The sequence below is a fragment of the Microbacterium sp. USHLN186 genome, from assembly GCF_037145155.1.
In the GTDB taxonomy this organism is placed as follows: domain Bacteria; phylum Actinomycetota; class Actinomycetes; order Actinomycetales; family Microbacteriaceae; genus Microbacterium.
Genome location: NZ_JBBCYA010000001.1, coordinates 149,463 through 166,969, shown reverse-complemented (window position 1 = coordinate 166,969; position 17,507 = coordinate 149,463). Strand labels below are relative to the sequence as shown.

The following is a 17,507-nucleotide window of genomic DNA, read 5'->3' as shown; positions in this document are numbered from 1 at the left end:
CTCACCTCGGTAGCCTGGTGAGCCAGGGCGGCAGAAGGCGGACCAAGCATGAGTGAACGCGCCACGACGGTCGAAGGCGTGCGCCGCACCAACCTCGGCGAGGTGCTGCGGCTGGTGCACCACCGCGGACCGCGCTCGCGGGCGGTGATCACGGCGGAGACCGGACTGAACCGCTCGACGGTCTCCGACCTGGTGTCCCGTCTCGCCGAAGCGGGACTGGTTCACGAGCACGACCCCGACCCCACGCGACGGGTCGGGCGACCCTCGCCGATCGTCGTGCCGAGCCCGGACGTCGTCGCGATCGGCATCAACCCCGAGATCGACGCGATCGAGGTCGGCGCGGTGTCGCTGGGCGGTGCCGTCCGCCGGCGCGCGCGCATCGAGGCCACCCGTCCCGGTGTCGATGACGTGATGGAGCTGGTCGCCGGGGTCCTCGAGGGATGGCGGGAAGATCTGGCGGGATGCCGCATCGTCGGCGCCGGGGTGGCCGTACCCGGTCTGGTGCGCGCCGTCGATGGCATCGTGCGCCTGGCCCCGCACCTGGGCTGGCGGGATGCCGAGATCGCACGGCCGCTCGCGGATGCCCTCGCCTTGCCGGTCGCCGTCGGCAACGACGCGTCGTACGGGGCACGCGCGGAGCGGCTGTTCGGCGCGGCACGCGAGCACGCCGACGTGGTGTACCTCAACGGCGGCGCCAGTGGCATCGGCGGCGGCCTGATCCTGCACGGTCAGCTGATCGGCGGTGCGGGCGGATACGCCGGCGAATGGGGGCAGACGGCGGCGAGCATCGCGGATGCCAGGGACCGACGCGTCGGCGACGGCGTGCTCGAGGACGAGGTCAACCGTGCGCGCCTGCTGGCATCCGCCGGCCTGGTGGGAGCCGACGATCACGAGCTCGCACGCGCGCTGGGCCAGCCGGCGGGCGTGCAGGCGCGTGAGGAGGCGGCGCGGCAGCGCCGGATCCTCGCCGCCACGCTGCGCAACGCGGTCAACGTGCTCAATCCGTCGATGATCGTCCTCGGCGGCTTCCTCGCCGTGCTCCGCGACCTCGACCACGAGTCCTTCGACCGGGAGGTGCGCGCACGGGCGCTGGCCGCGTCGGCGGAGAACCTGCAGCTGGCATCCGCCGCGCTCGGCCCCGACCGCCTGCTCATCGGCGCCGCCGACGCGGCCTTCGATCGGCTGCTGGCCGACCCGCTCGCAGCCGATCGCGTCGCCGTCGGCTGAATCTCCCCGATCGTCGTCCTACATCGCCGGTCGGAGGCAGGATGGAGTCATGAGCAGCGAAGCCGTGATCGTCGACGTCGTACGCACCCCGGTCGGACGGGGCAAGCCCGGCGGGGTGCTCTCGGGCGTGCATCCGGTCGATCTCGCCGCGGGCGTGCTGCAGGCGATCCTCGAGCGCAACGGCCTCGAGTCGGGGCAGGTCGACGACGTGCTGCTCGGCTGCGTCAGCCAGGTCGGCGATCAGGCCATGAACATCGCCCGTCAGGCGGTCCTCGCCGCCGGATTCGACGAGACGGTGCCCGCGACGACCATCGACCGGCAGTGCGGCTCGAGCCAGCAGGCGGTGCACTTCGCCGCCGCCGGAATCGCCGCAGGCGAGAACGACATCGTCATCGTCGGCGGAGTGGAGTCGATGAGCCGGGTGCCGCTGGGCGCCTCCGCCGCCGGTGGGTCGCCCCTGTCGCCACGACTGCGCGAGCGCTACCCCGAGGGGCTCGTCAACCAGGGCGTGAGCGCAGAGCTCATCGCCCGCCGCTGGGGACTCGCGCGCGAGCAGCTGGACTCGTTCGCCGCCGAATCGCACGCCCGAGCCTCGCGCGCGTGGCACGACGGGTTCTTCGACCACACCGTGATCGCGGTTCCGGAGGCCCCGGATGCCAGAGCCGACGAGACCGTGCGCGAAGGCACCACGGTCGAGAAGCTCGCCGCCCTTCCGGCCTCGTTCCGCACCGACCCGCTCGCCGCGCGGTTCCCGGATCTGTCTTGGTCGATCACGCCGGGGAACTCCTCGCCGCTCACCGACGGGGCCTCCGCCGCGCTGATGATGAGCGCCGACCGCGCCGAGCAGTTGGGACTGACCCCCCGCGCCCGCTTCCGCGCCTTCGACGTGATCGGCGACGATCCCCTGCTCATGCTCACCGGTCCGATCCCCGCCACCCGCCGCGTGCTCGAGCGCGCCGATCTCACGATCGACGACCTGGACGCCTACGAGGTGAACGAGGCGTTCGCCTCGGTGCCGCTGGCCTGGGCTGCCGAACTCGGCGCCGACCCGGCCAAGCTGAACCCGCGCGGGGGTGCGATCGCCCTCGGGCACGCGCTCGGCTCCTCTGGAACGCGGCTGCTGGGCACGCTGCTCGATCACCTCGAGGCCACCGGCGGCCGCCTGGGGCTGCAGACGATGTGCGAGGGCGGCGGTATGGCCAACGCCCTCATCATCGAGCGGCTCTGATCGGGGCCTGCCCCCGACTTCCCCCGTTCTTCCGCCGCCGCTCTTGAGAAGACGGACGGGCCTCTCCACAATCGGGCTCAGCCGCCGCTGGGGTGGCGCCGGGGTCGGTTCGCCGCGCTCGGCACGAAGATCCGCTCGCGGATCGGGAATCGGAGGCAGATATGCGCACTTCTCGCGCGCTCGCCGCGGTCGGGGCCGCGGCAGCGCTGATCCTCGTGGTGCCGACAGCGGCGTCGGCGGCTGATCGGACGCCGGTGCTGGAGGAATGGTCGGCACAGCTCGCAGCACCGTTCAGCCTGGCTGTCGAGGGGCACCGGGTGCTCGTCGCGGACGGCGGCACCGGAACCGTCGGGCAGCTGCAGCCCGACGGCAGCATCGCGCCCATCGTCCAGGGCGTCCCCGGGCTGGCAGGTCTCGCCGTGCGCGGGTCGTGGCTCGCGTACGGATCATCCGTGGAGGACGGCGCATCGGAGCCGCCCATGATCACCGAGAGCGGACTGAATGTGCGCAGCCCCGGTGGTCAGACCGCGTACATCGACCTGCACGCCTACGAGATGGCGAACAATCCGGACTCCGGCAGCAGCTACGGGGTGACCGACCCCGCGAGCTGCGCGGCCGGCACCGCCTACACCGGGCTGCTGGACTCGCACGTGTACGGAGTGGCCGCATGGCACAGCGGGTGGCTGGTGGCGGATGCCGCATCCAACGCGGTGTACGAGGTGACGGCGAAGGGAGCGATCCGCACTGTCGCGGTGCTGCCGCCGGTGCCCGTCACCCTGACCGCCGAGACGGCGGGCATGCTGGGCCTCGGCGATTGCGCCATCGGAGACGTGTACTACGCCGAGCCGGTGCCGACCGGCGTCGCGGTGGGTCCCGGCGGTGCGATCTACGTCACCACGCTCCCCGGGTTCCCCGGTGAGTCCGCGTCACTCGGAGCGCTGTGGCGGATCGACAGCCGCACCGGCGCGACGACGCAGGTCGCCTCGGGCTTCTCCGGACCCACCAGCCTCTCCATCGCCGCGAACCGGGTGTACATCGCGGAGCTGTTCGGCGGGCAGATCTCGGTGGTCGATCGCGGCACCGTCTCGCAGTTCGCCGCGCTGCCGGGCGCGGTCGGGGTCGCGGCATCCGGCAACGGCACGGTCTGGGCGTCCACGCTCGACTTCGCCGGTGGGCCGGGGACGCTGGTGAGCATCGCCAAGGGCAAGGTGAAGGTGCAGGCTCACATCCGCCGCTGACAGCGAGAAGCGCACGAACGAAGAGACCCCCGCCGACCCGAGTCGGCGGGGGTCTCGCTTCCGGGGGCGGATACGACGAGGCGCCGGCCATCCGAACGGATGACCGGCGCCTGGTGCGCTCAGCTCGTGCGCGTCACTCCGCCCTGGGCGGGGTGACCGAGATGAGTGCGGCAGTGTTGTCCTGCATCGGCTTCTTCACGGTGACCACGGTGCCGTAGCCGACCCCGGCATCCGCCGGATTCCCGGTTCCGAGGACCGTGTTGCCCAGGTCGAGGCCGTACAGATCAGTTGCCGGGGAGCCGTCGGCGTTGACCACCCGCGTGCTGTACGGGGCGTCGCCGACCGAGGGCACCACCACCGAGGCGTCGCGCAGACGGTAGTACAGGTCTCCGCCGCGCACCTCGATGCCGGGCACCCAGCCCTTGTCATCGGTGAAGGTGCTGACCGCCGGCTGCGGGGCCAGCGTCGTGCACGCCTCCTTGTAGTTCGCATCCACGGAGCAGTCCTTGAATCGATACGTCGGCTGCACGCCGAACGCCGCGTTGGAGGACTGCGCACGGGTGGAGAGGTTCTTCAGCGGTGACGGATCCATCGCCGCCTGGGCGCCGGTGCGACGCAGCGGGTCGAAGTGGCTGTCGACGAGCAGCAGGCCGCCCTTCGCGCCCCAGCTCGGCAACGCGGTGTGGTTGGCGGCGACGTGGTTCATGTCGCCGTACACCGTGTCGCGATACCAGACCAGCGCTCCGGGAGCGTTGTACGGCACCTTCTCGACCTTCCACGCGTCGTCGCTGTACACCGTGGTGTACCCGTACTTCAGGCCTTCGTCGAAACCGTCGAAGTTGCGCCACTCGACCAGGTAGTACTGCGCCTTGATCTGGGTGCCGCTGTCGTGGTGCCAGCCGGCGCCGGTCGTGTCGGTCCACGAGTCGACCGTCGCGGTCCAGCCGTTGTCGCCGGACTCCACATCGTCGGACCACACCGTGTCGGTCCCGCTGGTCAGGCTGAAGTCATCGGCGAACCAGCCGCGCTCCTCGAAGGCGGCATCGGTCGCCTGGCGCAGTCGCAGCTGAATGTCCTGCCCCGCGTATGCCGCGAGGTCGACGTAGTCGTGACGCCAGCCGTCGCTGGATCCGGTCAGGCCGTACTTCTTGCCGCCGAAGTCCTTCATGCGCCCGTTCGGGTCGGCGTATCCGTCATCCGTCGACACGAGCTCGCCGGACTCGGCGTACACCTTCTGCTCGACCCAGGTGCTGCCGCCGTCGGTCGAGACCTCGACGAAGCCGAAGTCCCAGTCCTGCTCGATGACGTAGTCGTTCCACATCCAGAACTTCGCGTCGGCGGGCACATCGGCGATCGCACGGGTGAGACGCACATCCGCCCAGCTCTGGTCGGCGCCGGAGTACCACATGTCCTCACCGCTGTGCGGCTCTGCGAGCACGAGCTTCTTGTCGGGCAGGTTGATCTTGATGCCGTCCTCGGTGCCCTTCTTGGGCCGCGAGCCCTGCCCCACCTTGATCGTGCGTGACCGGCTGCCGGGGTCGACGACCTCGGGGTCCGCCCAGCCGAGCACCCACTTGTCCCAGAGGCCCATGTGCGTGGGCATCGACTGGAAGATCGGCCCGGCGTGCGACCCCGAGCTCATCAGATCCCAGAAGTCGATGTCGGAGTTGCCGGCGTTGGAGGTGTCGTAGAGGTCGGGCAGGCCGAGATCGTGTCCGTACTCGTGAGCGAAGACGCCCACACCCGAGTCCTCCGGCTGCACGATGTAGTTCGAGATCTTCAGGTTCGTGCCCGGGATGCTCGCACCGCCCGCGACCGCGGAGGAGTGCGCCCAGATCGCGTAGGTGCCCTCGGCGCCGCCGCCGCCGGACTTGTCGGAACCGGCGTGCACGAGCACAACGTGATCGATCACGCCGTCCGCCTCATGCACGTTCCCGTCGCCGTCCCGATCGCCCTGGTCCTCGATGTCGTAATCGGCCCAGGGGAAGTCCGGGTTCTGCGCCGCGAGCGCGGCCACCGCGTCGATGGGCAGCTGTCCGGGGCCGAGGGGGTTGTCGGGGTGGCCCTGCATGTCCTGCATGGCACCGGCCTCCCACTCCCCGGTCTCCGGGTTCTTCTGGCACACCGTCGCGCCGTAGTACCCCTCGGAGTGCGGAACCTTCACCCACTGGGTCGCCGACCCGGTCAGCGTGTACGCTCCGCGGGACATCTCCTCATACATGTTCTTCATGGTGTAGCCGGAGATGTCGAAGCCCGGCTTGCCGTCGGGTCCGGTGAGGTCGGTGCGCACCCGGTCGGTGATGCCCTCGTCGGTGAAGAGCATCTTGTTGTAGTGCTCACTGGAGAAGTCCGGCACCCACATCGAGTTGTTGTCGAGGTGCTCGGCATCGGCGGGGTCGGGGATGTTGTTGTGCAGGGTGGGGCCCTGCACACTGCCCGGCTTGCAGGTCGTCTCGCCGAACGCGGTGGGCACGTACAGATCGCTGAAGTCGTCGGTGCCGTCGAACTCCACGAGGATCGTGAGCAGCTTCGCCTGCTGGGTCGTCTTCGACTTCTTCAGCTGCTTCGGGCTCTTGCCGGTCTTCAGAGCCTTCGCCTCGGTCTTCGCGAGCTGCGCCGCAGCACGCGGGTTTCCCTGCGCGAACTTCTGATCGTTCTTGATCGCGCGCTCGAGGGCCTTGCCGCCCAGCGAGCGCTTGGTCTGCCCCTTCGTGTTCGCGATCGGCTGGTCGGCCGGCACCTCGACGACCTTGTCGGTGCGGGGGGCGACGTAGTTCATGTAGTACTCGTCGGATCCGATCGTCGGCGCCGCCTGCGGTGCACCGGGGTCGGAGGATGGAGCCGCGGTCGCGGGGGCGCCGCCGAAGGCCGTCAAGCCTGCGGCTGCGATCACGAACGCGGACGTCGCCGCTGCAGCGCGTCGTCGCGTGCGGGCAGTCCGTTGTGACATCAGTTCTCCCTTCGGACACCGTCACGAGGGATGTTCGCGACGATGCGAAATGACGCGCCCCGGTCAGGGCGCACAGATAAGGGTTTACCCGCCGAGGGCGGCGAAGGGAAGACCGACCTGCGGGATCGTGCGCATTCGTGACCTCGGCGATGACTGCCGCCGATTTACTAGGGCCCCCTAGTAATCCGTCGGCGCGCGGACTATCCTGGCAGTGTGCCAAAGAGGTCACAGAGGAGCGTCACCACAATGACTCGCATGATCCCCCATTTCATAGGCGGAAAGCACGTTCACACCACCGGCGGCCGCGTGGCGGACGTCTTCGAGCCCAGCTCCGGCGTGGTGCAGGCCCGCGTTCCGCTCGCCACCGCGGACGAGGTGCGCGCAGCGATCGAGGTCGCCGAGCAGGCGCAGCCGGGGTGGGCGGCGACGAACGCACAGAAGCGCGCCCGCGTTCTCATGCGCTTCGTGGATCTGGTCAACCGCGACATGGACGAGCTGGCGCGCCTGCTCTCCAGCGAGCACGGCAAGACGTTCGAGGACGCCAAGGGCGACGTGCAGCGCGGCCTCGAGGTCATCGAGTTCTGCATCGGGGCGCCGCACCTGCTCAAGGGCGAATACTCCACCGGCGTCGGCACCGGCATCGATGTGTACTCGATGCGCCAGCCGCTCGGCGTGGTGGCGGGAATCACCCCGTTCAACTTCCCGGCGATGATCCCGCTGTGGAAGGCGGGACCGGCGATCGCCGCCGGCAACACCTACATCCTCAAGCCCAGCGAGCGCGATCCGTCGGTGCCGGTCAAGCTCGCCGAGCTCTTCCTCGAGGCGGGTCTGCCCGCCGGGGTGTTCAACGTGGTGCACGGCGACAAGGAGGCCGTCGACGCGCTCATCACCGATCCACGGATCCAGGCGGTCGGCTTCGTGGGGTCGACGCCGATCGCGGAGTACATCTACACGACCGCGATCGCCCACGGCAAGCGCGCGCAGTGCTTCGGGGGCGCGAAGAACCACCTCATCGTCATGCCAGACGCCGACCTGGATCAGGTCGCGGACGCGCTGATGGGAGCCGGATTCGGCTCGGCCGGTGAGCGCTGCATGGCGATCTCGGTGGCCGTGCCGGTGGGGGAGAAGACCGCGGATGCCCTGGCGGCCAAGCTCACCGAGCGCGTCGCCGAGCTCAAGGTCGGCCCCTCGCTCGAGGAGGGCTTCGACTACGGCCCGCTTGTGACCCGTGACGCGGTGGCGCGCGTCACGGACTACATCCAGCAGGGCGTGGACGCGGGCGCGACGCTGCTCGCCGACGGGCGCGGGTTCACCGTACCGGGGCACGAGGAGGGCTTCTATCTGGGGCCGACGCTGTTCGATCACGTCACCACCGATATGGCCGTCTACCGCGAGGAGATCTTCGGGCCGGTGCTCGTGATCGCTCGCGCCGCCGACTACGAAGAGGCGCTGGCGATGGCATCCGATCACGAGTACGGCAACGGGGTCTCGATCTTCACGCGCGACGGGGACTCGGCGCGCGACTTCGCCGCCCGCGTCAACGTCGGCATGGTGGGGGTGAACGTGCCCATCCCGGTGCCCATCGCCTACTTCACCTTCGGCGGCTGGAAGCGCAGCGGCTTCGGCGACCTCAACCAGCACGGCACAGACGCCTTCCGCTTCTACACCAAGACCAAGACCGTGACGAGCCGCTGGCCGTCGCACGGAATCCGCGACGGGGCCAGCTTCGTCATGCCCACGATGTCCTAGGAGCCGAAACCATGACCATGATCGACAGCACCGCCGTCACCGATGAGGAGCGCGAGGCGATCCTCGGCGCCGTGCGCGAGTTCGCCGACGCAGAGCTCGCTCCGCACGCAGCCGAGCGGGACGAGAAGCACCTGTTCCCCCGCGAGTCGCTGCATCGCGGGGGCGAGCTGGGTCTGGGCGGCATCTACGTCGGCGAGGAGTTCGGCGGCACCGGACTGGGCCGCGTCGACACCGTCGCCATCTTCGAGGAGCTCGCCAAGGGCGATCCCACTGTGGCGGCGTACATCTCCATCCACAACATGGTCGCTTGGATGATCGACACCTACGGTGACGACGAGCAGCGCGCGCAGTGGGTGCCCGCCCTCGCCGCGATGGAGCTGTTCGGTGGCTACTGCCTCACCGAACCCGGCGTGGGATCGGATGCCGCAGGCCTCGCCACCACCGCGCAGCGCGACGGCGAGCACTACGTGCTCAACGGCGTGAAGCAGTTCATCTCCGGCGCGGGGGAAGCCGGCGTCTACGTCGTGATGGCCCGCACCGGCGGGCCCGGGTCCGGCGCCAAGGGCGTCTCGGCGTTCCTGGTGCCCGGCGATGCCGAGGGACTGAGCTTCGGCGTGGCCGAGAAGAAGATGGGATGGCACGCCCAGCCCACCCGCCAGGTGATCTTCGACGGTGTGCGCGTGCCGGCATCCGCCATGCTGGGCGAGGAGGGGCGCGGCTTCGCGATCGCCATGTCGGCGCTCAACGGCGGGCGACTGAACATCGCCGCGTGCTCGCTCGGCGGGGCGCAGTGGGCGCTCGAGAAGGCCGTGCAGTACGTGCACGAGCGGGTCGCGTTCGGCGAGCCGCTCGCCGAGAAGCAGTCGATCCTGTTCGCGATCGCCGACATGCGCACCGAGCTGCAGGCCGCGCGCCTGATGGTGCACGACGGCGCGCGGGCCGTGGACGAGAAGGCGCCGGATGCCACGATGCGCTGTGCGATGGCGAAGCGGTTCGCGACGGATGCCGCATTCGACGTCGCCAACCGCGCGCTGCAGCTGCACGGCGGATACGGCTACCTGCAGGACTACGGCATCGAGCGGGTGGTGCGCGACCTGCGCGTGCACCAGATCCTCGAGGGCACGAACGAGATCATGCGGCTCATCGTCGGACGCGAGATGCTGCGTCCGGCAGGGTCGGCCTCGCTCCAGCGCAGCGGCGAGAACCAGATGCGGAGCGCATCATGACCCGCGTCGCCTTCCTCGGCCTCGGCCACATGGGCCTGCCCATGGCGGTGAACCTGGTCCGCGCCGGGCACGAGCTGCACGGCTTCGACCTCGTTCCGGCCGCGATCGATGCGGCGCGCGACGCCGGCATCCCGGTCGCCGGCAGCGGCGCGGAGGCCGTTGCGGATGCCGAGGTGGTGATCACCATGTTCCCCGCCGGCCGGCACGTGATCGCCGCCTACCGTGACGAGCTGCTGGCAGCCGCGCAGCCGGGCACCCTGTTCATCGAATCGTCGACGATCGCCGTCGACGAGGCGCGCACCGCCCACGAGCTCGCGCTCGCCGCGGGGCATCGCAACATCGACGCGCCGGTGTCGGGCGGCGTGGTCGGCGCCGAGAACGGCACACTGGCGTTCATGGTGGGCGGTGCTGACGACGACTTCGCGGCAGCCCTCCCGCTGCTCGAGACGATGGGCAAGCGCATCGTGCACTGCGGCGGCCCCGGTCTCGGGCAGGCGGCGAAGGTGTGCAACAACATGATCCTCGCGGTCTCGCAGATCGCCGTCGCCGAGGCGTTCGTGCTCGGCGAGCGGCTGGGCCTCGAGCACCAGGCGCTGTTCGACGTCGTCTCGCAGGCATCCGGCCAGTGCTGGTCGATCACGACCAACTGCCCGGTGCCCGGCCCGGTGCCGACCAGTCCCGCCAACCGCGACTACCAGCCCGGCTTCGCCGGCGCGCTCATGGCGAAGGACCTCGGACTCGCCCTGCAGGCGATCGAGAGCACGGGGACGGATGCCAGGATGGGCCGGCTCGCCCAGCAGCTGTACGCCGCGTTCGCCGCGGGAGACGGCGCCGGCCGTGACTTCTCGGGCATCATCACCGACATCCGCGACGGGCACTCCGGGAGCTGACCTACGAAGTGGCTCCCTGAGCCTGTCGAAGGGAGTGATCGCGGACGCCTGAGATACTGGACTCACCGCAGTGCCGCGGAGGAGGGGGCGACATGGCTGAGTACGAGACGATCATCGTCGAACAGCGAGGACGGGTGGGCTGGATCACCCTGAACAGACCCGAGGCGCTCAACGCCTTGAACGGCCGGGTGTCGCAGGAGGTCGCCGAGGCGGCATCCGCTTTCGACGCCGACGACGGCATCGGCGCCATCGTCGTGACCGGATCCGAGCGCGCCTTCGCCGCCGGTGCGGACATCAAGGAGATGGAGTCGAAGACGGCGACCGAGATGCTCGAGACCGACCACTTCGGCGCGTGGACGCGCTTCGCGGCAGTGCGCACGCCGGTGATCGCGGCGGTCTCGGGCTATGCGCTCGGCGGCGGATGCGAGCTCGCGATGATGTGCGACATCATCCTCGCCGCCGACACCGCCACCTTCGGTCAGCCCGAGATCAATCTCGGCGTCGTGCCGGGCATGGGCGGCACGCAGCGCCTGATCCGCGCCGTGGGCTACTACAAGGCGGCAGAGCTGATCCTGTCCGGGCGTTCGATCAAGGCCGACGAGGCCGAGCGCATCGGTCTGGTCTCCCGCGTGGTGCCGGCGGCGGATCTGCTCGACGAGGCGACCCGCCTCGCCGAGAGCATCGCCGCGAGGTCGCTGCCCTCGCTGTACGCGGCCAAGGCGACGCTGGATGCCGCGATGGAGACCACGCTCGAAGCCGGCCTCGCTGTCGAGAAGCAGCAGTTCGCCGCCCTGTTCGACACTGCAGATCAGAAGGAGGGGATGGCGGCTTTCCGTGAGAAGCGCCCCCCTCATTTCCAGCACGGATGAGCGTCGCCATGGAAGCGCTGCCTGACGACGACGACCTGACCCTCTCCGAGGAGGACCGACGCGAGCTCGTGCAGTGGACGGTGGCCTGCGCGGAGCGGATGCTGCCGCTGTTCCTCGCCGAGCGACCGCACGACTCCCGTCCGCGGGAGGCTCTCGATGCTGCGCAGGCGTTCATGCGCGGCGAGCTCGGGATCGACGAGGTGCGCGAGCTCTCGTTCGCCTGCCATGCGGCGGCGCGCGAATCCATCGACCCGGGCGCGGTCGCTGCGGCCCGGGTGTGCGGGCAGGCGGCCGCCGTCGCGCACATGGCGGGGCATGCCCGGCAGGTGCCGCGCTACACCGCCAAGGCCTTCCCCGACGACCGCTCGCGCCGCGACGAGGAGCTCGCCTGGCAGCGGATGCAGGTGCCCGAGCGCTTCGACCACTACGTCTACGAGGGTGACTGACACCGGCGCATCGCTCGTCGGGCGGCGATTCGCGCGGGCTGAGGTGGTGCCGCGCTGTTGGTGCGGCTCAGAGCGGGTCGGGAAGGGGCCGCGGATCGGTGAAGTCGCCGGCGTTCTTGCGCAGGCGGGCGACGATCGCGACGAGGGATGCCGCGTCGTCGGCATCCAGTCCCGGCGAGGAGAAGACCTCGGTGTTCAGCGCAGCCGTGGCCCGCTCCACGAGGTCGCGGCCGGAGTCGGTGAGGGTGAGCAGCGCTGCTCGGCCGTCGTGCGGATGCGGGTCGCGGCGCACCAGTCCGTCGCGCACGAGCCGCTCGGCGATGCTCGTGACGCTCGTCGCGTGCACCTGCAGGCGGGCGACGACGCTCGACAGCGGCAACGTGCCGGTGCGGCTGAACGCCAGCAGACGCAGCACCTCGTAGCGGGCGAAGGTCACCTGGAAGGGTCTGAGTGCGGCATCCACCCGCGCCAGCAGCAGCTGCTGGGCGCGCATCACGCTGGTGACCACGGCCATGCCGTCGGCGGCGTCCGACCAGCCGTGCGCGAGCCACTGCCGCTTCGCCTCGGCGAGCGGGTCGATGGGCAGCGGACGGGGACGGGCCATGGACCCACGCTAGCGTCTCGGCCGTCCCGCCGTCGGCCGTCTTCGAAACTCAGTATCATTAGCTGTGACACGCGATGTCATACCGGTGCGCGAGTAGGATCGGTACTGGCGTGAGGGAGGTTCGATGAAGATCTACGTCCTGGTGAAGGAAGTGCCCGACACCTACGGAGACCGCAAGCTCGATCTCGAGACCGGCTTGGCCGATCGGACGGCCGGCGAGGTGGTGCTCGACGAGATCACCGAACGCGCTCTCGAAGTGGCCCTCTCGTACGCGGACAAGAACCCCGGCACCGAGGTGGTGAGTCTTTCGATGGCGCCCGAGACGGCGACGGCATCCGTCCGGCGCTCCCTCGCGATCGGAGCCGGATCGGCCGTGCACATCGTCGACGACGAGCTGCGCGGCGCGGATCTCACGCTCACCGCCGAGACGCTCGCGGCCGCGATCCGACGCGGCGAGCCGGATCTCGTCATCACGGGCAATCTGTCCACCGACGGCCTTGGCGGAGTCATCCCGGCCATGCTCGCTGAGCACCTGGGCTGGACGCAGGCCACGGCCCTCAGCGCGGTCGACATCAGCGCCGACGGGCTCACCGGCACCCGCAGCGGCGACGACGGCACCCAGGAGGTCCGCGCGACGCTGCCCGCGGTCATCTCGATCACCGAGGCGCTGCCGGACGCCCGCTTCCCGAACTTCAAGGGCATCATGGCGGCCAAGAAGAAGCCGCTCGAGGTGCTCTCGCTCGCCGACCTCGGGGTCTCCGCCGATCCCGGTGCGGCTCCGCGGACGATCATGACGGCCATCTCCGAGAAGCCGCCGCGCGCCGCCGGGGTCAAGATCACCGACGAGGGCGATGCTGCCGCGCAGCTCGTCGAGTTCCTCGCACAGAACAGGCTGGTGTGACATGGCGTACCCCGAGAAGCCGATCCTCGTCCTCGTCGACGTCGACCCGACCGGCGCCCCTGCCAGCAGCACCGCGGGGCTGCTCACCGCGGCCGCCTCGATCGGGGCCCCGGTGGCGCTGATCGTGGGCGGCAGCGCCGACGCCGTCGAGACAGTTGCCGCTGCCGGCGCGCAGGTCGTGCTGACGGCATCCGGCGATGCCGCGACACTGACCGTCCCGGTCGTCGACGCGCTGCAGAGCGCCTTCCAGCAGGTGCGGCCGGATGCCGTGCTGATCTCGAACTCCATCGCGGGGCGGGACGCCGGCGGCCGGCTCTCGGTGCGTGAGAAGCTCGCGCTGTCGATGGATGCCGTCGGCGTGAGCCGCGATGAGGAGGGCGTCCTCGCCCAGCACTCCGTGTACGGCGGCTCGTACCTCACCGAGTCCGCGCCCACGTTCGGCCCGCCGATCATCACCGTGCGCCAGGGAGCCATCGACACCTCCGCCGGTGCACCGGGCGCGGCCGGGGCGGCCACGGTCGAGGAGCTGGCGGTGACGGCATCCGGTGCGGTCGCGGCCGCGGCCGAGCCCATCGTCGCGGAGCAAAAGACCTCCACCCGCCCCGAGCTGCGTGGAGCCACCCGGGTCGTCTCGGGCGGGCGCGGGCTGGGCTCGAAGGAGAAGTTCGTGCTCGTCGAGCAGCTGGCCGACGCGCTCGGCGCCGCGGTCGGTGCGTCCCGCGCCGCCGTCGACGCGGGCTACATCCCGTACGCACACCAGGTCGGTCAGACCGGCGTCTCGGTGTCGCCGCAGCTGTATGTCGCACTCGGCATCTCCGGCGCGATCCAGCACCGCGCCGGCATGCAGACCGCGAAGACCATCGTCGCGATCAACAAGGACGGCGACGCGCCGATCTTCGATGTCGCCGACTTCGGCATAGTCGGCGATGTGTTCACGGTCGTGCCGCAGCTGATCGAGGCGCTCGAAGCGCGGAAGAAGTAGCCATGGGCTCCCGAATGCTGCGCCGCGGCCTGCCTCGGGTGACCGGCGGCGAACCCTGGCCTCCCGCCGCACCCGCGCCGGCAGGGGCCCCGACCGCCGGAACGCGCACGGACGAGGCTGCTGCGCTGCCGGTGGAGTCGGTGGCGGCCGCTCCGGTGGCCGACACGCCAGATGTCGGACAGATTCCGGCATCCGATCCGACAAGTGGAGTGTCGGCCCCCGAAACGTCCACGCCTTCCGCCGGTGCCACCACGCGTGCGGCGCTGCGGCGTGGTCTGCCTCGAGTCGCGGGCGGGGAGCCGTGGCCCCCCGCGTCTGCCGCTGCCGGTGCCGTCGTCGCGCCCGTGACCTCCCCGCCTGCGTCGAGTGCACGGGATCTCGCCGAGCGCACGGCATCATCGCGCGAAGAGCCCATGCTCTCGCCGACAAGCAGTGCAGCCGACGCGCGGGCGGATGCCACGCAGGCGGATGCCACGCAGGCGGATGCCACGCAGGCGGATGCAACTGACGGCGCGGCGCTGCGGCGCGGCCTTCCCCGAGTGAAGGGTGGCGAGCCCTGGCCGCCCGCGGGAACCATGCGCATCACCGCCGACGTGCAGCAGCGCGCAGAGGAGCCGGAGTCGATGGCGGCAACGACTCCCGCATCCGCCGCGGTCACCGCTGTCACTGAGCCGCCCGCCGCCGCGCCGGCCGGATCGGCTGCGATCGTCGCATCCGCACGGCCGGACGTCACCACCCCGCTGCCGTTCACGCGCACCGTCTGGCAGGGTCGCGCCCCGCGCCACGCGGCGCTTTCGTCGCCGTCTTCCTCACGCGCCCGGCCCACCTGGCCGCAGGCGATCAGCGGGCTGATCGGCCTGGCCGCACTCGGCCTGCTTGCGGTCGTCGCCGTCTTCCTCACGCGCGCGTTCCTCAGTGTGCCGTTCATGCAGGACTTCCTCGCCGCGTTCCCCGGCGAGTACGAGCCCGCCGTGCATGTGGAGTCCGGCTTCGCCCCGTGGGTGGGCTGGCAGCACTTCTTCAACATGTTCCTGATGGTGCTGATCATCCGCTCGGGGTTGCGAGTGCGCACCGAGAAGCGGCCGACGGTGTTCTGGACGCCGCGCCGCGACGCGAAGGGAAAGATCAGTCTCACGCTGTGGTTCCACCAGGCGCTCGATCTGCTCTGGATGATCAACGGCGTGATCTTCGTGGTGCTGCTGTTCGCCACCGGGCACTGGGCGCGCATCGTGCCCACCAGCTGGGAGGTGCTGCCGAATGCGCTGTCGGCGGCGCTGCAGTACATCTCGTTCGACTGGCCGACCGAGAACGGCTGGAACAACTACAACAGCCTGCAGCAGCTGGCCTACTTCCTCACCGTGTTCGTCGCGGCGCCGCTGGCGATCATCACCGGCTATCGCATGTCGGGACTGTGGCCGAAGAAGGCCGAGAGGCTGTCGAAGGCGTACCCCGTGGAGTGGGCGCGGGCCCTGCACTTCCCGATCATGCTCTACTTCGTGGCGTTCATCATCGCGCACGTGGCGCTGGTGTTCCTCACCGGGATGCTGCGCAACCTCAACCACATGTACGCCGCGCAGGACACCGTGTCGTGGCTCGGATTCGGCGTCTTCGCCGCGTCGATGGTCGTGGTCGTCGCCGGCTGGTTCGCCGCGCGCCCGCTGGTGCTCGCTCCCATCGCGAAGCTTTTCGGGCAGGTCTCCGGCCGCTGACCTGGGCGACGGGACGCCAGTCTGCGCCGACACCCCCAGTTGCCGCCGAGACCCCCAGCTGTGCGCGTCCACAGCTGGGGGTCTCGGCGCGAAGTGGGGGTCTCGGCGGGAGGAGACGAAGCGTCAGGCTCGGACGAACCGCACCTCGGTGAGCGTCTCGCCCAGGAACGGCTCGGTGTGGCTCGCGCCGTCGAGGGTGAAGCCGTTGCGCTGATAGAAGCGGTGCGCGCGCGGGTTGTCGTCCGCCACCCACAGGTAGCTCGGCTCGTCCGAGTAGACGGCCGCGTCGAACAGCCGCTGGCCGATGCCGGTGCCGTGGTAGGCATCGAGCAGGTAGATGAAGTACAGCTCGCGCATCGCCGGCGCGTCCTTGTCACGGGCTGGCCCCGAGCCGACGAAGCCGACGATCTCGCCGTCGACGAGAGCGGCGCTCATGCGGAAGTCGTCGCCCTGCCGGGCCCAGTTCGTCCACAGCTCCGCGAGCCGGCGCGGCGAGACGCGCTCGAGTGCGGCCTCGCTGATCAGATGATCGTAGGTCTCGTGCCAGCACTGCGCATGCACGCGGCCCAGAGCCTCGGCATCCACATCACGGACCGGACGGACGATGATCTCGGGCTGGGCTTCGCTGCTCATGAGCGTGACTCTACGCGCCACCGCCGTGCACCGGAAATCGGCCTCGGACGCATCTCGGGCACTGTGAGAAACCGCCAATGAAGTTGGGCGAATCATCGTGGATCACTACCATCAGCGGATGTGAATGTGATCTGGCGCACCCTTCTCGTCATCCTGCAGGCCCGGCGGCGGGCGCGTCGCGGCGACATCCTCGACCCAGCGGCGGTCAGTCGCATCCGCCTCACCACGCTCCCCAGCGACCTCGACATCCTGCGCCACATGAACAACGGACGCTACCTGTCGCTGTTCGACCTCGGGCGATGGGATCTGCTGATCCGCAGCGGGCTCTTCGACGCCATGAAGGACCGCGGCTGGTACGCGGTCGTCTCGAGCGAGACCGTGACCTTTCGCAAGTCGCTGCACCTCTGGCAGCGCTTCGACGTCGAATCGCGCTTCGTCGGCCACGACGACAAGGCGGTCTTCCTCGAGCACCGTGCCGTGGTCGACGGCGAGGTCTACGCGCGGGTGATTGTGAGATCCCGGATGCTGCGCCGCCGCGGCGGCACGGTCAGCAACGAGGAGCTCTTCGCCGCGGTGGGCAAGCCAGCGGGACTGCCCGAGGTCGAGCCCTGGATCCACGACTGGGCCTCCGGCTCGGCGCTGCCCTCGACCCGCACCGCGGCGCCCAGCGTCTGGGACTGATCCCAGCCGGTCGCGCGGCTCGCGCGCACGGATGCTGGCGGCATCCAGCATCCGGATGCAAAAATGGATGTGGCGTGCCTGTGTCGCATCTTCCCCGCGCTCCGCATCGAAGCGGCGGGTCGAACTTCCGCCAGGCCCCTGGACAGCGTCCGCCGCACCTTCTTGAGGAGCACT

The 17,507-nt window shown here is 70.1% G+C and carries 15 protein-coding genes; 12 read left to right on the top strand and 3 right to left on the bottom strand.

The genetic code is table 11. From position 1 onward, the window contains the following. Positions 1-48 precede the first annotated feature (48 nt). The 3 genes from WFG93_RS00775 to WFG93_RS00765 all read left to right on the top strand — a co-directional run bounded on the left by WFG93_RS00775 (position 49) and on the right by WFG93_RS00765 (position 3,693). A complete protein-coding gene (locus WFG93_RS00775; protein ID WP_336644407.1) occupies positions 49-1,227 on the top strand; it encodes an ROK family transcriptional regulator in 1,179 nt (392 codons plus the stop codon). A gap of 49 nt (positions 1,228-1,276) precedes the next feature. Then, the gene (locus WFG93_RS00770; RefSeq protein ID WP_336644406.1) at positions 1,277-2,455 is read left to right on the top strand and encodes a thiolase family protein; all 1,179 of its coding nucleotides are present in this window, start codon (positions 1,277-1,279) and stop codon (positions 2,453-2,455) included. 161 nt (positions 2,456-2,616) lie between these two features. Then, a complete protein-coding gene (locus tag WFG93_RS00765) occupies positions 2,617-3,693 on the top strand; it encodes a ScyD/ScyE family protein (protein WP_336644405.1) in 1,077 nt (358 codons plus the stop codon). Between the two features lie 133 nt (positions 3,694-3,826). Here the strand turns inward: WFG93_RS00765 and WFG93_RS00760 are convergent, their stop codons facing one another. Continuing rightward, the gene (locus WFG93_RS00760; protein WP_336644404.1) at positions 3,827-6,643 is read right to left on the bottom strand and encodes an immune inhibitor A domain-containing protein; all 2,817 of its coding nucleotides are present in this window, start codon (positions 6,641-6,643) and stop codon (positions 3,827-3,829) included. 246 nt (positions 6,644-6,889) lie between these two features. On the opposite strand from WFG93_RS00760, the gene WFG93_RS00755 reads away from it, so the two are divergent. The 5 genes from WFG93_RS00755 (at position 6,890) to WFG93_RS00735 (ending at position 11,823) form a co-directional block, all read left to right on the top strand. Next, a complete protein-coding gene (locus WFG93_RS00755) occupies positions 6,890-8,392 on the top strand; it encodes a CoA-acylating methylmalonate-semialdehyde dehydrogenase (RefSeq protein WP_336644403.1) in 1,503 nt (500 codons plus the stop codon). Positions 8,393-8,403: 11 nt separating this feature from the next. Continuing rightward, a complete protein-coding gene (locus WFG93_RS00750; RefSeq protein ID WP_336644402.1) occupies positions 8,404-9,618 on the top strand; it encodes an acyl-CoA dehydrogenase family protein in 1,215 nt (404 codons plus the stop codon). After that, positions 9,615-10,508: a 3-hydroxyisobutyrate dehydrogenase gene (mmsB, locus tag WFG93_RS00745; RefSeq protein WP_336644401.1), complete on the top strand. Its 894-nt coding sequence runs from the start codon at positions 9,615-9,617 to the stop codon at positions 10,506-10,508. The genes WFG93_RS00750 and mmsB overlap by 4 nt, the downstream gene beginning before the upstream one ends. A gap of 92 nt (positions 10,509-10,600) precedes the next feature. Next, the gene (locus WFG93_RS00740) at positions 10,601-11,377 is read left to right on the top strand and encodes an enoyl-CoA hydratase-related protein (RefSeq protein ID WP_336644400.1); all 777 of its coding nucleotides are present in this window, start codon (positions 10,601-10,603) and stop codon (positions 11,375-11,377) included. 8 nt (positions 11,378-11,385) lie between these two features. Continuing rightward, positions 11,386-11,823, top strand: coding sequence for a putative immunity protein (locus WFG93_RS00735; RefSeq protein WP_336644399.1), 438 nt, complete (start codon positions 11,386-11,388; stop codon positions 11,821-11,823). A gap of 67 nt (positions 11,824-11,890) precedes the next feature. On the opposite strand, the gene WFG93_RS00730 is transcribed toward WFG93_RS00735, so the two are convergent. After that, positions 11,891-12,427, bottom strand: a complete 537-nt coding sequence (locus tag WFG93_RS00730) for a MarR family winged helix-turn-helix transcriptional regulator (protein WP_336644398.1) — start codon at positions 12,425-12,427, stop codon at positions 11,891-11,893. Between the two features lie 124 nt (positions 12,428-12,551). On the opposite strand from WFG93_RS00730, the gene WFG93_RS00725 reads away from it, so the two are divergent. From WFG93_RS00725 to WFG93_RS00715, 3 genes are read left to right on the top strand one after another with little or no spacing between them, the layout of a single operon-like run. Then, the gene (locus WFG93_RS00725; RefSeq protein WP_336644397.1) at positions 12,552-13,328 is read left to right on the top strand and encodes an electron transfer flavoprotein subunit beta/FixA family protein; all 777 of its coding nucleotides are present in this window, start codon (positions 12,552-12,554) and stop codon (positions 13,326-13,328) included. Between the two features lies 1 nt (position 13,329). After that, positions 13,330-14,310 (top strand): electron transfer flavoprotein subunit alpha/FixB family protein, encoded by a 981-nt coding sequence (locus WFG93_RS00720; protein ID WP_336644396.1) that lies wholly within the window; start codon positions 13,330-13,332, stop codon positions 14,308-14,310. A gap of 2 nt (positions 14,311-14,312) precedes the next feature. Then, positions 14,313-16,019, top strand: a complete 1,707-nt coding sequence (locus WFG93_RS00715) for a cytochrome b/b6 domain-containing protein (protein WP_336644395.1) — start codon at positions 14,313-14,315, stop codon at positions 16,017-16,019. A 123-nt stretch (positions 16,020-16,142) separates the two neighbouring features. On the opposite strand, the gene WFG93_RS00710 is transcribed toward WFG93_RS00715, so the two are convergent. Then, a complete protein-coding gene (locus tag WFG93_RS00710) occupies positions 16,143-16,652 on the bottom strand; it encodes a GNAT family N-acetyltransferase (RefSeq protein WP_336644394.1) in 510 nt (169 codons plus the stop codon). A 120-nt stretch (positions 16,653-16,772) separates the two neighbouring features. Here WFG93_RS00710 and WFG93_RS00705 point away from each other — a divergent pair, with 120 nt between their 5' ends. Beyond that, on the top strand, positions 16,773-17,333 hold the full coding sequence (locus WFG93_RS00705) for an acyl-CoA thioesterase (RefSeq protein WP_336644393.1): 561 nt from the start codon (positions 16,773-16,775) through the stop codon (positions 17,331-17,333). Positions 17,334-17,507 lie beyond the last annotated feature (174 nt).

Bases quoted from the DNA above. Each gene is read 5' to 3' on its own strand.
- WFG93_RS00775 (WP_336644407.1), top strand. From the start codon at position 49: ATGAGTGAACGCGCCACGACGGTCGAAGGCGTGCGCCGCACCAACCTC.
- WFG93_RS00770 (WP_336644406.1), top strand. From the start codon at position 1,277: ATGAGCAGCGAAGCCGTGATCGTCGACGTCGTACGCACCCCGGTCGGA.
- WFG93_RS00765 (WP_336644405.1), top strand. From the start codon at position 2,617: ATGCGCACTTCTCGCGCGCTCGCCGCGGTCGGGGCCGCGGCAGCGCTG.
- WFG93_RS00760 (WP_336644404.1), bottom strand. From the start codon at position 6,643: ATGTCACAACGGACTGCCCGCACGCGACGACGCGCTGCAGCGGCGACG.
- WFG93_RS00755 (WP_336644403.1), top strand. From the start codon at position 6,890: ATGACTCGCATGATCCCCCATTTCATAGGCGGAAAGCACGTTCACACC.
- WFG93_RS00750 (WP_336644402.1), top strand. From the start codon at position 8,404: ATGACCATGATCGACAGCACCGCCGTCACCGATGAGGAGCGCGAGGCG.
- mmsB (WP_336644401.1), top strand. From the start codon at position 9,615: ATGACCCGCGTCGCCTTCCTCGGCCTCGGCCACATGGGCCTGCCCATG.
- WFG93_RS00740 (WP_336644400.1), top strand. From the start codon at position 10,601: ATGGCTGAGTACGAGACGATCATCGTCGAACAGCGAGGACGGGTGGGC.
- WFG93_RS00735 (WP_336644399.1), top strand. From the start codon at position 11,386: ATGGAAGCGCTGCCTGACGACGACGACCTGACCCTCTCCGAGGAGGAC.
- WFG93_RS00730 (WP_336644398.1), bottom strand. From the start codon at position 12,427: ATGGCCCGTCCCCGTCCGCTGCCCATCGACCCGCTCGCCGAGGCGAAG.
- WFG93_RS00725 (WP_336644397.1), top strand. From the start codon at position 12,552: ATGAAGATCTACGTCCTGGTGAAGGAAGTGCCCGACACCTACGGAGAC.
- WFG93_RS00720 (WP_336644396.1), top strand. From the start codon at position 13,330: ATGGCGTACCCCGAGAAGCCGATCCTCGTCCTCGTCGACGTCGACCCG.
- WFG93_RS00715 (WP_336644395.1), top strand. From the start codon at position 14,313: ATGGGCTCCCGAATGCTGCGCCGCGGCCTGCCTCGGGTGACCGGCGGC.
- WFG93_RS00710 (WP_336644394.1), bottom strand. From the start codon at position 16,652: ATGAGCAGCGAAGCCCAGCCCGAGATCATCGTCCGTCCGGTCCGTGAT.